The sequence below is a fragment of the Stieleria sp. genome (assembly GCF_041595215.1).
GTDB classification, from domain to species: Bacteria; Planctomycetota; Planctomycetia; order Pirellulales; family Pirellulaceae; genus Stieleria; species Stieleria magnilauensis.
In genome coordinates this window covers 1-15,071 of sequence record NZ_JBFHKV010000067.1, presented here as the reverse complement: position 1 = coordinate 15,071, position 15,071 = coordinate 1, and the positions used below count along the sequence as shown (strand labels likewise).

Genomic DNA, 15,071 nt, shown 5'->3' with positions numbered 1-15,071 from the left:
GCGACGAGTCCTCTACCAATCAGCCCACTGCAGAGGACTCGTCGCCTCGTCCACTACCGCCTACCCGAAACGCAAGGTGACACGGAGCACTAGCCATCGACGTTGGCGTCGCCGGTGATCTTGTCTTTGTAGAGCGCCAGTCGCCCCAACGCGTCATCGACGTCGCGTTTGGAGGCACCGTGGTCTTCCATGGCATCGGCAAAGTGTCCACAGAATTTGGCGAAGTGCACCGCCGTGATGCCGCGACCGGCGTGAATTCGGGTCAAGTCGGCTCCTGAGTACTCGGCCGGCCCGTCAAAGGCGGATGCCAGAAAGTGAAACTGCATCGTCCGCAACCGGTCCATCGAGGCGTTCTCGAAAAACGGTGCCAATTCCGGGTCGTCGAGGACCCGAGCGTACATCTCCTGAACAATCGCTGCGACGGCGGCGGTGCCACCGAGTCGGTCAAACAGGGCTCGTGAATCGTCGGTCATGGAAATCTCACAGAAGGGGTTCAGCAACGCTCCTGTTGTAACCTCCGCCACGCATTCTGTCAGGAACCAGACCCTTCGACTTTTAGAATGTGAACGGTCGTTTTCAGAATCGAATCCGGGGTCAACGACATGCTGTCGATCCCTTCGCGGACCAGAAATTCGGCGAACTCGGGGTAATCACTGGGTGCTTGGCCACAGATGCCGATCTTTCGACCGCAACGCTTCGCCTCGGCGATCACGCTAGAAATCATCCGTTTGACCGCTTCGTTTTGCTCGTCGAAGACATGTGCCACGATCGCCGAATCGCGATCCACGCCCAGCGTCAACTGAGTCAGATCGTTCGAGCCGATGGAAAAACCGTCAAAGATCTCGGCAAATTGGTCGGCCAGAATCACGTTGCTGGGGATCTCGCACATCACATAGATCTCCAACCCGTCTTCGCCCCGCACCAAGCCATTCTTTTTCATTTCCGCTTGCACCTTTTTGCCTTCTTCGATGGTGCGGCAGAACGGGATCATCAACTTGACATTGGTCAGCCCCATGTCGCGACGGACCCGCAGCGCGGCTTGGCACTCGAGTGCGAACGCGGCTTGAAAATTTTCGTGGTAATAACGCGAGGCGCCGCGAAATCCGATCATCGGATTCTCTTCTTTCGGCTCATACCGGCGGCCCCCGATCAAGTTCGCGTACTCGTTCGTCTTAAAATCGCTCATCCGAACGATCACGTCTTTGGGATAAAACGCCGCGGCGATCATCGCAATGCCCTCGGACAGGCGATCGATAAAGAACTGCGGCTTGTCGTCGTAGCCCTGGGTGGCCTGATCGACTGCGGCCCGCGTCGTGGGATCCAGTTGGTCGTAATCCAGCAACGCTTGGGGATGCACCTTGACGTAGTTGGAAATGATGAATTCCTCCCGCGCCAATCCCACGCCGTCGTTGGGGATCGCCGAGAGCGCAAACGCTTCGTCGGGCGTCGCGACATTCATCATGATCTTGGTCTGCGGTCGCCCGATCGCTCCCAGGTCGATCGTTTCGATTTCAAATGGCAACTCGCCTTCGTAAACCACGCCGGTGTCTCCGCTGGCGCAGCTGATCGTGACGACTTGGCCGTTGCGAAGTCGATCCGTGGCGTCGCCGGTGCCAACGATCGCCGGCAATCCCAACTCGCGGCTGACGATCGCCGCGTGGCAGGTCCGGCCGCCGCGATTGGTGATGATCGCCGCGGCGCGTTTCATCACCGGTTCCCAATCCGGATCGGTCTTGTCGGTGACCAGAATCTCGCCGTCAAGGAACTGCGACAACTCATGGACATCGCGGATCAGACGAACGGGTCCCGAGGCGATCTTCTCTCCGACCGAACGTCCTTCCAACAGCTTCACACCTTCCGCTTTCAGGTGATAACGCTGCAGCGCGTTGGCCGATCGCCGCGACTGGACCGTTTCGGGGCGGGCCTGCACGATAAACAATTCGCCGGTGACGCCGTCTTTGGCCCATTCCATGTCCATCGGGCAAAACGAACCGCGAACGCCGCTGTAGTGGTCTTCGATTTCGCACGCCCATCGCGCCAGTTGCAAGATGTCATCGTCCGACAACGCGAATCGTTTCGCCATGTCGTCCGACACCGGAACGTTCTTGACCATCTTGCTGCCACCCAAGTCGTACACCATCTTGATGGCTTTCGATCCCAGCGTTCGCTTCAAGATCGGACGGTGACCGGTCCGCAACGTCGGTTTGAAGACATAATACTCGTCCGGATTGACGCTTCCCTGGACGACGTTTTCTCCCAACCCGTAGGCGGCATTGATCAGCACGGCATCTCGAAAACCGGTCTCCGTGTCGATCGAAAACATCACCCCCGACGTCGCCAGATCCGATCGCACCATTTCCTGGATGCCGATCGACAACGCGACCTGCATGTGGTCGAAACCTTGGTCGGTGCGATATGAAATGGCGCGGTCGGTGAACAACGACGCCAGACAACGACGGCACGCATCCAACAGCGATGCCTGACCGCGAACATTCAAATAGGTCTCTTGCTGGCCGGCGAAACTGGCGTCCGGTAAATCCTCCGCCGTCGCGCTGCTGCGGACCGCCACGTCGGCCAATTCGCCACGACCGCTGGACAACACGTGATAGGCCCTGACGATCGCGTGGGACAGATCGTCCGACAGCGGCGTGTCCAAGATCATGTGACGGATGATCCTGCCGTGATGTTGCAACGACCCCACGTCACGGTAGTTGATCCCGCTCAAGAGCTGTCGGATCTTGTCATCCAACCCGCTTTCAGACAAATGATGCCGGTAGGCCGCTGCCGTGGTGGCAAACCCGTTGGGAATCCGCACGCCGTGGGATGTCAATTCGCGATACATCTCACCCAGCGAAGCGTTCTTGCCGCCCACCACGGCGACATCACCCATGCCGACTTGGTCGAACCAGCGAATCAGGTCCGTGGCGGATTCTGCTGCCGTACTCATCGTGCATACCGGAGATTAAAGTTCGATGGATGACCGCAGACACGGCGTGCAATGTGCATACCATCATGCCGGCGATCGAGTGCGGCCGTGGCTGGCCGTCGCCTGAGGGTGGTCAAACCGGCCGGCAATCTTGTGCCTGCCACGGTGCTGCAGCCCGCATCGTCGGGTTCACGGTCGCCCAGCACGCCCGTGCTGGGCGAAGTAGGTCGTAGAATTCGGCCACAAACCGCCGTGCCCATTCCGCACAGGCGCGACAATAAGCGCGCCTCCCCGTAGCAAACCCCAGGCAATCGTCGCGGATTGATTTTGGCACAAATCATGCAAACCCAGAGAGTGAGAACCACTCTTAGGAATCTGCGATGCAACGATTTAAGAATATCTTGGTCTACGCGGGAACGAACGATCCCGAGGCGGCAATCCAACGGGCTTTTGAGATCGCCAAAGAGAACAAGGCGGTGGTCACGCTGATGGATGTGGTCAAGCCGCTGCCTGGTGCGATCGGCTTGGTGGCGCATGGTGCCAGTCACGAGGAACTCGAACATCTGATGATCGAGGACCGCGGGCATAAACTGGTCGAACTGGCAAATCAATTTTGCCGAGAAAGTCTCACCGTGGAGATCCTTGTTCGTTGCGGCGATCCGGCACAGGAAATCACCAAACGCGTGCTCACCGGCGGACACGACTTGGTCATCAAGACGGCCGACGGGTTATCGACCACGGGGCGTTTGTTCGGCAGCATTGCTCGATCGCTGCTGCGTGTTTGCCCCTGTCCCGTCTGGATCCTCAAACCGCTGATCCACCCCGAGTTTAAACAGGTGCTCGCGGCGATCGACCTGGATGCCGATGATGAAACCCATTTGAATTTGAACAACACCATCCTCGAATTGGCGTACGCGATCGCCTTGCGTGACCGCGCAAAACTGCACGTCGTCAGTGTCTGGGACATGTGGATGGAACACGCCCTGCGCCGACGCGCCGGCGACGCGGAAGTCAATGCCGCGCTGGCCAAACGCGAGGCCAAGGTTCGCAAACGGCTCGATCGACTGTTGCATGAACCGTTTGCCGACGCCGACGACATCCAGGTCCATCTGCATCGCGGTCCCGCTGCCCCCAACATCCTCGCCGTCGCCGAAGACATCGAAGCCGACTTGGTGGTCATGGGGACGGTCTGTCGGACCGGCGTGGCCGGATTCCTGATCGGCAACACGGCCGAAAACCTGCTCTGTCAGTTGAACAGTTCCGTACTCGCCCTGAAACCCGAAGGCTTTGAATCCCCGATCCACATCAGCGAAGACGATCAGTCGATCGACACGCTCTTGTTGCCGATGACTTGACCAAACGGATCCGTCGATTGGACGAGGTTGCTTGAAACAATCGCGGTCCGTGCCACGCGACCCAAACAGGTAGGACAATGAGTCACGCCGACGCCACCGCGACCGCAAACGGCCCATCCAGCGAAGAATTGATCAACGGACTTCGCAACCCCGAGGCCTATCCGGAGGTCCAAGCGGATGACGTGGAGTTGCACGAGACTCACATTTCGTGGGTCTTTCTGGTCGGCGATCTTGCGTACAAGATCAAAAAGCCGATTCGCACCGCGTTCCTGGATTACTCATCACTCGAAAAACGCAAACAGTTTTGCGAACAGGAACTCCGCCTGGATCGACGGTTCGCCGCAGAACTTTACCTGGACGTCGTCCCGTTGACGTGGCGGGACGGAAAACCGGTGGTCGAAGGCACGGGGCCGGCGGTGGAATACGCCGTCAAAATGCATCGGTTTCCCGCCGGCTCGCTGCTCAGCGAACGACTGGACGCCGGCAAACTGACGACCGACGAAGTGTTCGATTTGGCCCAGTGTGTTGCCGAGTTTCACCGTTCGGCCGATCGACTGCCCAGTGATGCCGAGGGCAAACGGCTCGGATCGATCGACTTGATCTACCAAAACGCCACCGACAACCTGGCCGCGCTGAAGGATGCCGTCAAGGGTCCGTCGGCCAAGATCCTACGCGTGCTCGGCGATTGGACCGGCACCTTCTTTGAAGAACACCGTCGCGTGTTTGTGCAACGAGTCGCCAACGGTTTCATTCGCGAATGCCATGGCGACATGCACTTGGCCAATATCGTTCACTGGAACGACCGCTTGATCCCCTTTGACGGGATCGAGTTCAACGAGCAGTTTCGCTGGATCGATGTGCTCAGCGACGCGGCGTTCGCCGCGATGGACTTCGCCGCCCGTGATCGGATGGATCTGTCGCGCAGTTTCATCAATGCCTATCTGGAACACACCGGCGACCATGCGTCACTCGTCGTACTGAGATGGTACCTGGTCTATCGCGCGCTGATTCGTGCCAAGGTGGCGGTGATGCGGGCATCGCAAGCCGGTCTGTCCGACTCCGAGCGAGCCACCGCGATGCAGGATTGCGAGCACCACATCGAACTGGCCTATCGGTTTTCCTTGCGTGATCGCCCCGCATTGTGGATCACCCACGGCGTCAGCGGCAGCGGAAAAACCACCGCCAGCGAATGGGTCGTCCAGCGGCACGGTGCGATCCGACTCCGCAGCGACATCGAACGCAAGCGGCATTTCGGAATGCAGCCGACCGACCGTCCCAACCAACGGCAACAACGCGATCTGTATTGTGAAACCGCCAATCACGCGACCTACGAGCGGTTGCGTCGGATGGCGCGTTGCATCCTCCGTTCCGGCCACTCGGTGGTCATCGATGCGACGTTTCTGCGACGCGACGACCGCCAGATGTTCGCGAACTTGGCGACTCGCGAATCGGCGACCTTTGCCATCCTCGACTGCCACGCCGAGGAGCAAACGCTGCGGCAACGGATCAGCGACCGGATCGCCCGCGACGATGACGCCTCGGATGCCGATATGGACGTCCTGGACGGCCAACTGTCCAGCATCGAACCGCTGTCTGAAAGCGAACAAGCGAGCGTGATCGAAATGACGATCTAGTGCACGTTCGTCGAGTTGGCTGATGGCCCTTTGCACTCAAGCTGTTAGCGGAACGGCGCGAGCCGTCCGGTTTCAGCTTGGAAGCACCGTGAAAGACCGGAGGGCTCGCGCCCTGCCGCTAACAATGAACACTCCGTTTGGTGTTCCGGTTAGCGGAATTGGGCTCGCGCCCTACCGCTAACCAATGCTTCACAGCGTCGCCCTCCGTGGCCTCGAAGACTCGCCGGCGGTCACGCCGGCAACCCTACTTGGCTTTTACCGCCACCCGCTTGGCTTTGGTCACTTCGCCCTTGGGCAGGTGAATCGTGATCACACCGTTGTCGGCTTCGGCCACGACATCATCGGCCTTGGTGCCCGGAGGCAGGGCGATGCTGCGATAGAACGATCCGTAGCGGCGTTCGATGCGATGCACTTTCGTTTCTTTGTTGTCGTCTTCGGTTTCCTCTTTCCGCTCACCCTTGATCGTCAATCGGTCATCGCTGACGCTGATCTCGACGTCTTCGGGTTTGATCCCGGGCAGATCGACTTTCACCTTCAATGCTGAATCGTCTTCGGAGATATCAACGCTCGGCTGCCATTCGCTGGCCGGAAGCAGGCTTTCAAAATCCCCGTTCCCGCCCCAGAAGTTTTGTAGCGCGCGATCGAATTCATCTCGCATCCGATCAATGCTCGTTGGAAAGCTAGAACGATGTCGTGTTAGAAGTCCCATCTCTCTCTCCTCAATTCAAACAGACGTGATACATTGTTTGTCTGACGTGCACCGTTTGGCAGACAGGCAGGTGCACTTCTCTGTTTTTGTGGAATTGCAAAAGTCGTGCCATTTTCCGATCGCGTAGCGTTTTGAATGCGGGGACCGTGCCGCTTTGGAATCACATGGGCAGAGTGCCTTTTCCGTTCAGCACTTGTGGGCCCACCTTTCACACCACCGCCCCGCGGCGCGTAAAAATGCACAGGTGGTGACGCCACGTACCACACACCATTCCATCCTCCACTCCATTGCGATGCCCCATTGCTATGACTGAGCCGCCACTGAGTCTTGTTTGTTCCGACTGCCTCGCTGTCAATCGTGTTCCCAGCGATCGGATCGACGACCGACCGATCTGTGGCAAATGCCAAACCCCATTGTTGCCCGCCACCCCGATTGAGTTGACCGATCGAACGTTCGGCAAATTGGTGTCGCGGTCCGATGTTCCCGTCCTGGTCGATTTCTGGGCGTCTTGGTGTGGCCCTTGTCGAATGATGGCCCCTTCGTTCGCCGAAGCCGCCGCGGAGTTGTCACCGGGGTTCCTCCTCGCCAAGCTGGACACCGACGCCGCCACGCAAACCGCGGCCCAGTTTTCGCTCTCGGGAATCCCCACGATCATCCTGTTCCGCCGCGGATCCGAAATCGCCCGCCAAACCGGCGCGCTGAACACCCCGCAAATCCTTCAATTTGCCCGCTCCAACGCATAGTATTCCGTGTCACCTTGCGTTTCGGGTAGGCGGTAGTGGACGAGGCGACGAGTCCTCTGCCAATACGCCCACTGCGGAGGACTACCGGAAAGTTGAGCTGACATAGAATACTAGTGCTGCGCCAACTTTCAGATTGAGGTTGCGTTTGTGGAAGCGGAACGATGAAACGATGGTGGTTGAGTCGCGCCGATCGGCCGATATTCGATTCACCAAACGCAATAGGATTCGCCGAGTTTGTTATTCTACACGGTGCGTCTCCCCATCTCCTTGTCTCCCTCTCTCCCCGTCTCCCATGTCCACTCCGATCTCCCAGCTCGATCGTGAACAGTACCAGCGCGACGGCTTTCTGCTTCGCAAATCATTGTTCGATGCCCAAGAGATCGACCTGTTGCATCGGTCGGCGCGGGAAGACAAGCAGCTTGACGATCACGCGTTCGGCCGCGCCGATGGTGAAGGCGGGACGGTTCGCCTATCGCTTTGGAATCATCCCGGCCAAGGGATCTACGGTGCCTTCGCCCGCTGTCATCGAATGGTCGATACCGCCGAACAACTGCTCGACGACGAACCGTATCATTACCATTCCAAAATGATCATGAAGGATGCCCGCGTCGGCGGTGCCTGGGCGTGGCACCAGGACTATGGGTATTGGTACGCCAACGGCGTGTTAACACCGAACCTGGTCAGCGCCTTCATCGCCGTTGATCCGGCCACGCGGGAGAACGGTTGTTTGCAAGTCATCCGAGGCTCGCATCACTGTGGCAGGATCCATCATCAATTGACCGGCGATCAAGCCGGTGCGGACGTCGAGCGGGTCGCAGAAATCCTGAAACGCATGGAATTGATCTATGTCGAAATGGAGCCCGGCGACGTGCTCTTCTTCCATTCCAATCTGTTGCATCGCAGCGACCAAAATAAATCCGCCCATTCTCGCTGGTCGATGATCTGTTGCTACAACGCCAAATCCAACGACCCCTACAAGGACTCGCACCACCCCCGCTACACGCCGATCGATCGCCTGGACGACTCGGCGATCAAACAGATCGGCGTCAAACGATTCGACACGGACACCGCGGAAGCGGCATTCCTGGATCCCAACCACGACGCCAGCGCCAAGTCGCTCCGGGACGAGTAATCCATCGATGCCGCAACACCCCGCCTCCGAAACGCCCGCCCCCGATTCATCCGGCCCCGAAACGCTCGACTACCTGCCCACGCTTCCCGACCGCCTGGACGTCGGCATCGGCTGCATCGGCGCGGGTTTCATCATGGCCGATTGCCATCTGGTCGCCTATCGCGCCGCCGGCTTGCGACCGGTCGCCATCTGCTCGCGAACGATCGAAAATGCCCAACAGGTTGCCCAGCGGCATTCGATCGAATCGGTGTATTCAACCTACCAAGAACTGCTGCAAGACCCACGCGTCGAAGTCGTCGACATCGCCGTCCCTCCCGATTGCCTGCTGGACGTCGTCCGCGAAGTCGTCCGGCACAAACAGATCCGCGGCATCCTGGCACAAAAGCCGCTCGGCGTTTGTCTCGATCAAGCCAAAGAGATCGTTCGATTGTGCCGCAACGCCGGCATGACGTTGTGCGTCAACCAAAACATGCGCTACGACCAATCCGTGCGAGCCTGCCGCCACCTGATCGCGCGGGGCGATTTAGGTGATCCGGTCCTGGCAACGATCGACACCCGTGCGATCCCGCACTGGATGCCCTGGCAAGAACGACAGGGCTGGGTCACGTGCCGAATCTTGTCGATCCACCATTTGGACACGATGCGTTTTTGGTTCGGCGATCCGCAGCGAGTTTATGCCAGCTTTCGTACCGATCCACGCACCAAGTTCAAACATACCGATGGGATCGGGCTGTACATCCTGGAATACGCATCGGGCTTGCGCTGCATGATCTGTGACGACGTCTGGGCCGGACCGGTCCGCGAGGGTGCCGCTGAAGCCATCGGCATTACGTATCGCGTCGAAGGCACCCAAGGCTTGGCGCTCGGCGAAATCGGTTGGCCCAAGTATCCCCAGCGGACGCCCAGCACACTTCAGTACAGCACGACATCGACGGGCACCTGGCAACGTCCGCACTGGGACCAGGTCTGGTTCCCCGATGCGTTCTTGGGACCGATGGCCGAATTGTTGGTGGCGTTGGAAAACGGAGTCGATCCGGCGCTCAGCGGCGAAGACAATCTGGCCACGATGGCGCTAGTCGATGCCTGTTATCAATCCGCCGCCCAGCATTGCGCTGTTGAATTGAATCTCTAGCGAAGGTCAGATCAGACAAGAAAATGGGTGACAAGAAAATGTACTCTGTCCGATTCAGGCCCCCTAAGACACGTTTGGCCATCTAGCACCATCCGTTCCGACACCATTTTCTTGTCACCCATTTTCTTGTCTCTCCACTTCCCCCTCTATTTTTCTGCCCTCTCCCCACCTTTCGTCTTACACCGATGCAGCGTCATCAGCGCGAACCCGGTGCCGTAGGGGCGGTGGTAATCGTACAGCGGGTAATCCCACCACGACCCGTTTTTTTCTTGACGGTCCAAGATCAATTTCGCCAACATCGCTTGATAGGGCGCCCGTTGTTCGGCGGGCAGTTGGTCCAGGCACACAGCGCCGTAGTAGTGTCCGAAGTAGTAAAAATACCCGGCCACTTGCATCCATGACTCGTGGGGGATCGGGCGTTTGCGTCCGATGTCCAGCCAACCATTGCGGACGTACAAGCGATACAGCCACGTCTTGATCACGTCATCGGTCACCGTTTCATCACCCCAGGCCCGGAGCGCGGCGTTGCAGCACTGTGTCCGTCCCAGACTGCCGCCCGGGCGATTGATTTCTCGTGCCGGCCGATCCTTGAGATACTCACCGTACAGGTAACTGAAATCCGACTTCTTTTGACGATTGGTTGCGGCAATGGCTCGATCGACCATTCGCTTCGGGGGCTCCACCCCGATCTCTCTCGCTTCGGCCAGGGCGATGAGCACGGCGCCGTTGACGAAACTGATCGAACTGGAGGTGGGCTGATTGGACTGGTACCGGAAATCGTAGTACCCCCAGCCGCCGTCCACCGATTCGTAGCGTTGCAGCATGTCGAATTGATCGCGAATCAGTGCGACAATCTTTTCCTGAGCCTCAGTTTCGCCGGCATGTCGCCCGTGCAGCCGGACGAGTGCCTGGATTGAATAGGCATGGCCCCAAACGTTGTAAATCGCGTCACCACTGGCTCGGCGGAGTGATCCGAGGTGCTCGTACAACCAAGCTTCGGCCCGATCGATCGTCGACTGGGTTTTAGGGTCATCGGGGGCGACTTCCAGCAAACCCGAAAGTGCCAACGAGGTCGTTCCGGCGCGAAACGCGTGGTGCGCACCGGGAACGGGCGCGTAGATATTCAACCCCTTGGTCTTCGTCGGCGAGCCCCAGGATCCATTGGGGTTCTGGTCGTCGATCAAGAATTGCACGCCACGTTCAATCGCAGCCTGCAGCTCCTTCGGCTCGGTCGGCTCGACCACCGGCAACGGTCGAACTTCGTCCCCGATCCGAACCGTCTCCTGGGTTTGACCTTCCGTCTGCAACAGTATCAGGACTGCTACGGCACCGAGCCAACGTCGCGACAAGAATCTCATTTCGATGCTTTGTCCTTTTTCTCTGCGTCGTCGGCAGCCTTTTGGTTTGCCTGCGCAAACTGCAACTCACAGGTCATCGCCGGCAGCACGTCGGCCAAAGCTTTGCCACGCAGGGAAACGATGCAGTCGTATTTTCCGGCGGTCAGCGGCACGATCCCGATCGACTTGACGACGCCATCGAGTTCCGCGTCGGCGATTCCTTTGGGAACGACCTTGCAACGGTCTCCGACGTGAATCGCTTTCAATTGCGATTCGGGCAGTTCGACACGCACCTGCAATTTGGCGGGGTCGAGCACCGTGCCGATCACTTGTTTACCACTAACACTTGTCCCCTTTTTCAGTTCGACCGGTTTGGCTGGAAGCTTGGCCCGCGTGACGCTGCCGTAAACGAAGATCCCATCCAGTTCTGACTTCAGGACGACCTTTTTCCGTTCCGCTCGCATCTCGTCAAACTTTTCTGCCTGCTGTTCCAGCTTGATGCGTTTGCGTTCCAATTCGAGCTCGCGTTTCTGTTTGTCGATGCCCATCGCGTGGAGGGATTTTTCATACTCGATGACGGCGCGTGCCAAGGCTTCTTCTTGATTGGCGTCATCGCGGGGGATCGACTGCTTGATGGTTCGATCGTGCTGAATCTGGGCGCGATCGAGTGAGAATTGGGCCGACTCCATCGCCCGCTTGGCCCGTCGCAACACGATCTCCTCCGACTCTTCGGTCAAGTCGTCTTCTTTGTACATCTGTTCGAGTTGCCGATACTCTTCGGTGGCACTCTCGAGCGAAAACTGCGACGACTCGAGCGAGAACTTCGCCTGCTTGATGGCCCGTTCGCGGTCCACCCGTTGATAGTTGTCGTAATTCTGTTGCGCCTCATCCCGGGTCCGCCGCACCTTGGCTTTGTCGAGCGCTTGTTGTTTCAGAAACTGCTCGTGGGCAAACTCGTCGGATTTCAAATCCAGCCGGGCGATGGCGAGATCCGATTCGGCGCTGCGAATCTTGTCGTTGAGTGGTTCGGTTTCGAACCAGACGAGCGTCTGCCCTTGGGTAACGTTCGTCCCGGAGGGAACGATTCGCTCGATCACCAATTCCGTCAAATGCTTATTGTCCGCGGTGACTTCGAATTGCCGGATGGCTTCGAAGGTGCCGTCCAATTTGACCGTCGCGTCGGCGGAGTCACCCGACGATGCGGCCTTGTCTTCCTTGTCCTCTGCATGGCCGGCAGGGACAGACACGGTCAGTAGCAAGACAAACAGAAACATCGGCCGGCACGCGGCGGGCCTCCAAGATCGCATCATCGTTGTGTGGCTCTTCGTTGCAGAATCGGTACTTTGGCAAGAGGCACCATGATTACTCATCATCCGGTCCAGGTCCAGCTTTTCTTGGGCACCTCGATCGATCGGTCCGTATTTGCCCGCCATCTGAGGCTGAAGCGGCTATGATGGAGGTAAATCGAGTCGTCCCCCACATTGCTGGTCTGACGCCATGGCAAATGCAGAAATCGGAAGTGCTTCAAACAACGCTGAACTCGATTCGGGCACGCTACCTGCCATCCCGGAGCGTTTGTTGCAACGGTCCAGCGAGTGCCGATGGACCGCGTCCTTGGACGAGCCACGGTTTCAATGGATCGATCCGGCCTCGGTGAGTGTCTTTCGCAAATCCGCCGATGAACTGCTCGCCAACCCCAACGCCCGGCTCGACCTGATCCACCCGGACGACCGAGCCGTCGTCGCCGGGATCTGGAGGGATTTGGAGAAAACCGAACAAGCGGAATACGACTATCGGCTGGCGGTCACCGAAGGCCCCGCGATCTGGATCCGTGAAACGGTCCTGTTGGATCCTGACGCGTCTCAGGAACCGCTGCTCTGCGGTGCCAGTCACGACATTTCTGAACAACGACATCTCAGCCGATCGCTGGGTGACGCCGAAGCGGTGTACCATTCGTTGGTCGAGAGTCTTCCGCTGTGCGTGCTCCGCAAAGACCTGCGCGGCCGATTGCAATACGCCAACGAGCTGGCCTGTGAAGTGATGGGCGTCTCGGCCCCCGCCATCGTTGGCAAGACCGACTTTGATCTGTTCCCCGCGGACCTCGCCAAGAAATACTTGGCCGATGACCGGCACGTGATCGAAACCGGCAAACTGCACCACAACGTCGAACGCCACCAGGATTCCGGCGGCAATCTGAAACACGTCGAAGTCTGGAAGGCCCCCGTTCACGACGTCAGCGGCGAGGTGGTCGGAATCCAAGTGATGTTTTGGGACATCACCGATCAAAAGAACGCCGAGCACCAGGTCGAGTACGAAAAATTCTTGCTCTCCATCCTGCTCGATACCGTTCCCGACGCCGTGTATTTCAAGGATCGCGACAGCCGCTTCATTCGACTCAGCCGCAGCTGCGCCAAGAAACTCGGCCTGGATGATCCGCGCCAGGCAATCGGCAAATCCGATGCAGACTTCTTCGGCCGCGAACATGCCCGCGAAGCGCTCGCCGATGAACGTCGCATCATGGAGACCGGCGAAACCATTTTGGCCAAGATCGAACGTGAAACCTACACCGATCGCGAAGACACCTGGTGCAGCACCACCAAGGTTCCGCTGAGAGACCTGCACGGTGAGATCGTCGGCACCTTCGGGATCTCGCGCGACGTTTCCGAACAAAAGAAAGCCGAACAGGAACTCTCTCGCGAACGAGACCTGCTGAAAACGATCATCAACAACGTCCCCGATCTGATCTACGTCAAAGACCGAGCGGGCCGTTTCATCACCGCCAACGCCTCACTCGTCCGGTTGCTGGGACTCGAATCCGCCGATGATCTGATCGGCAAAACCGATTACGACTACTCACCGCCGGAAATGGCGTGTAACTATGTGACGGACGACCAAAACGTCATGCGGACCGGCGAACCGTTGCTGGATCGTGAAGAGTCCCATCACGGAGACCACGGCGAAGAACTCTGGCTGTTGACGACCAAGGTACCGCTCCGCAGTCCCGAAGGCGACGTCATCGGGGTGGTCGGAATCGGACACGACATCACCGAACGAAAGAAGTTCGAAAAAGAACTGATGCAGGCCAAGGAAGTGGCGGACAAGGCCAATCGGGCCAAGAGCGATTTCCTGGCCAACATGAGCCATGAAATCCGCACGCCGATGAACGCCATCATCGGCATGACCGACCTGGTCCTGGACACTCGTCTGGATGCAACTCAGCGCAACTTCCTGTCGATGGTCCAAGAATCAGGCGAAGCGCTACTCGCGGTCATCAACGACATCCTGGACTTCTCCAAGATCGAAGCGGGCAAGCTCGAGATCGAATCGCAGACCTTCGATCTGCGAGAAAGTCTCGGCGATACGATGAAGACGCTGGGGCTGAAGGCTCACGCGAAAGGCCTGGAACTCGCCTTCCGTGTCGATCCTGCGATCCCTCGCTACCTCTGTGGCGACCCCGGACGCCTGCGACAAATCATTGTCAATCTGGTCGGCAACGCCATCAAGTTCACCGAACAGGGCGAAGTGTATGTCGAAGTCGAGCTTGTCGCGCAATCCGACGAAGAACTGGAATTGCAACTCTGCGTGCGTGATACCGGAGTCGGGATTCCGGAAGACCGGTGTGGTGCGATCTTCGAAGAATTCGAACAGGCCGACACCTCGGTCACACGCCGCTTCGGCGGCACCGGACTGGGACTTGCCATCTCCTCTCGTCTGGTCGGCTTGATGGGCGGAGCGATTTCGGTCGATAGCGAAGTCGGCGAAGGCAGCCAATTCACCTTCAATGTCCATCTGCGCCAGGCCCCCAACGGCACCGAAGCCCACGCGACGACCGGACTGGTGTACGTCGGCGGCTCCAAGGTCCTGGTCGTCGATGACAACATGACCAATCGAAGGATTCTGCAGGAAATGCTCGGCAATTGGGGCATGGTCCCCGTCCTCGCCGACTCGGGGGAATCCGCGCTTGAACTGCTGCGCGAAGCCGACCAACACGACGAACCTTGCAAATTGGTCATCAGCGATGTGCACATGCCCGAAATGAGCGGGTATGACTGTATCGAACAGGTGCGGCGGGATCCTCAAGTCTCCGACACCCCCATCATCGT

11 protein-coding genes are annotated in these 15,071 nt (G+C 58.5%); 6 read left to right on the top strand and 5 right to left on the bottom strand.

What is annotated here, in order from left to right:
- Window positions 1-89: 89 nt before the first annotated feature.
- Window positions 90-473, bottom strand: coding sequence for a group 1 truncated hemoglobin (locus ABX749_RS04535; protein ID WP_372894950.1), 384 nt, complete (start codon window positions 471-473; stop codon window positions 90-92).
- A gap of 59 nt (window positions 474-532) precedes the next feature.
- A complete protein-coding gene (ppsA, locus tag ABX749_RS04530) occupies window positions 533-2,947 on the bottom strand; it encodes a phosphoenolpyruvate synthase (RefSeq protein ID WP_372894949.1) in 2,415 nt (804 codons plus the stop codon).
- Window positions 2,948-3,306: 359 nt separating this feature from the next.
- Here ppsA and ABX749_RS04525 point away from each other — a divergent pair, with 359 nt between their 5' ends.
- Both ABX749_RS04525 and ABX749_RS04520 read left to right on the top strand, forming a co-directional pair.
- Window positions 3,307-4,281, top strand: a complete 975-nt coding sequence (locus ABX749_RS04525) for a universal stress protein (RefSeq protein WP_372894948.1) — start codon at window positions 3,307-3,309, stop codon at window positions 4,279-4,281.
- A 77-nt stretch (window positions 4,282-4,358) separates the two neighbouring features.
- Window positions 4,359-5,915: an AAA family ATPase gene (locus tag ABX749_RS04520; RefSeq protein WP_372894947.1), complete on the top strand. Its 1,557-nt coding sequence runs from the start codon at window positions 4,359-4,361 to the stop codon at window positions 5,913-5,915.
- A 244-nt stretch (window positions 5,916-6,159) separates the two neighbouring features.
- On the opposite strand, the gene ABX749_RS04515 is transcribed toward ABX749_RS04520, so the two are convergent.
- The gene (locus ABX749_RS04515) at window positions 6,160-6,573 is read right to left on the bottom strand and encodes an Hsp20/alpha crystallin family protein (protein ID WP_372894946.1); all 414 of its coding nucleotides are present in this window, start codon (window positions 6,571-6,573) and stop codon (window positions 6,160-6,162) included.
- Between the two features lie 356 nt (window positions 6,574-6,929).
- On the opposite strand from ABX749_RS04515, the gene trxC reads away from it, so the two are divergent.
- The 3 genes from trxC to ABX749_RS04500 all read left to right on the top strand — a co-directional run bounded on the left by trxC (window position 6,930) and on the right by ABX749_RS04500 (window position 9,631).
- Window positions 6,930-7,367 (top strand): thioredoxin TrxC, encoded by a 438-nt coding sequence (gene trxC, locus ABX749_RS04510; protein WP_372894945.1) that lies wholly within the window; start codon window positions 6,930-6,932, stop codon window positions 7,365-7,367.
- Window positions 7,368-7,659: 292 nt separating this feature from the next.
- A complete protein-coding gene (locus tag ABX749_RS04505; protein ID WP_372894944.1) occupies window positions 7,660-8,499 on the top strand; it encodes a phytanoyl-CoA dioxygenase family protein in 840 nt (279 codons plus the stop codon).
- A gap of 7 nt (window positions 8,500-8,506) precedes the next feature.
- A complete protein-coding gene (locus ABX749_RS04500) occupies window positions 8,507-9,631 on the top strand; it encodes a Gfo/Idh/MocA family protein (protein WP_372894943.1) in 1,125 nt (374 codons plus the stop codon).
- A 146-nt stretch (window positions 9,632-9,777) separates the two neighbouring features.
- Here ABX749_RS04500 and ABX749_RS04495 read toward each other — a convergent pair whose 3' ends face one another.
- Both ABX749_RS04495 and ABX749_RS04490 read right to left on the bottom strand, forming a co-directional pair.
- Window positions 9,778-10,989: a hypothetical protein gene (locus ABX749_RS04495; protein ID WP_372894942.1), complete on the bottom strand. Its 1,212-nt coding sequence runs from the start codon at window positions 10,987-10,989 to the stop codon at window positions 9,778-9,780.
- Complete coding sequence (locus tag ABX749_RS04490; protein ID WP_372894941.1) at window positions 10,986-12,242, bottom strand: HlyD family efflux transporter periplasmic adaptor subunit; 1,257 nt, start codon at window positions 12,240-12,242, stop codon at window positions 10,986-10,988. The genes ABX749_RS04495 and ABX749_RS04490 overlap by 4 nt, the downstream gene beginning before the upstream one ends.
- Window positions 12,243-12,465: 223 nt before the next feature.
- Here ABX749_RS04490 and ABX749_RS04485 point away from each other — a divergent pair.
- Window positions 12,466-15,071, top strand: a 2,606-nt coding sequence (locus ABX749_RS04485; protein ID WP_372894940.1) for a PAS domain-containing protein, incomplete at its 3' end; no start/stop codon positions are given.

What these genes read in the sequence shown, in the direction of transcription:
- ABX749_RS04490 (WP_372894941.1), bottom strand. Translation starts at nt 12,242, where the DNA reads ATGTTTCTGTTTGTCTTGCTACTGACCGTGTCTGTCCCTGCCGGCCAT.
- trxC (WP_372894945.1), top strand. Translation starts at nt 6,930, where the DNA reads ATGACTGAGCCGCCACTGAGTCTTGTTTGTTCCGACTGCCTCGCTGTC.
- ABX749_RS04505 (WP_372894944.1), top strand. Translation starts at nt 7,660, where the DNA reads ATGTCCACTCCGATCTCCCAGCTCGATCGTGAACAGTACCAGCGCGAC.
- ABX749_RS04520 (WP_372894947.1), top strand. Translation starts at nt 4,359, where the DNA reads ATGAGTCACGCCGACGCCACCGCGACCGCAAACGGCCCATCCAGCGAA.
- ABX749_RS04515 (WP_372894946.1), bottom strand. Translation starts at nt 6,573, where the DNA reads ATGCGAGATGAATTCGATCGCGCGCTACAAAACTTCTGGGGCGGGAAC.
- ABX749_RS04495 (WP_372894942.1), bottom strand. Translation starts at nt 10,989, where the DNA reads ATGAGATTCTTGTCGCGACGTTGGCTCGGTGCCGTAGCAGTCCTGATA.
- ABX749_RS04525 (WP_372894948.1), top strand. Translation starts at nt 3,307, where the DNA reads ATGCAACGATTTAAGAATATCTTGGTCTACGCGGGAACGAACGATCCC.
- ABX749_RS04535 (WP_372894950.1), bottom strand. Translation starts at nt 473, where the DNA reads ATGACCGACGATTCACGAGCCCTGTTTGACCGACTCGGTGGCACCGCC.
- ppsA (WP_372894949.1), bottom strand. Translation starts at nt 2,947, where the DNA reads ATGAGTACGGCAGCAGAATCCGCCACGGACCTGATTCGCTGGTTCGAC.
- ABX749_RS04500 (WP_372894943.1), top strand. Translation starts at nt 8,507, where the DNA reads ATGCCGCAACACCCCGCCTCCGAAACGCCCGCCCCCGATTCATCCGGC.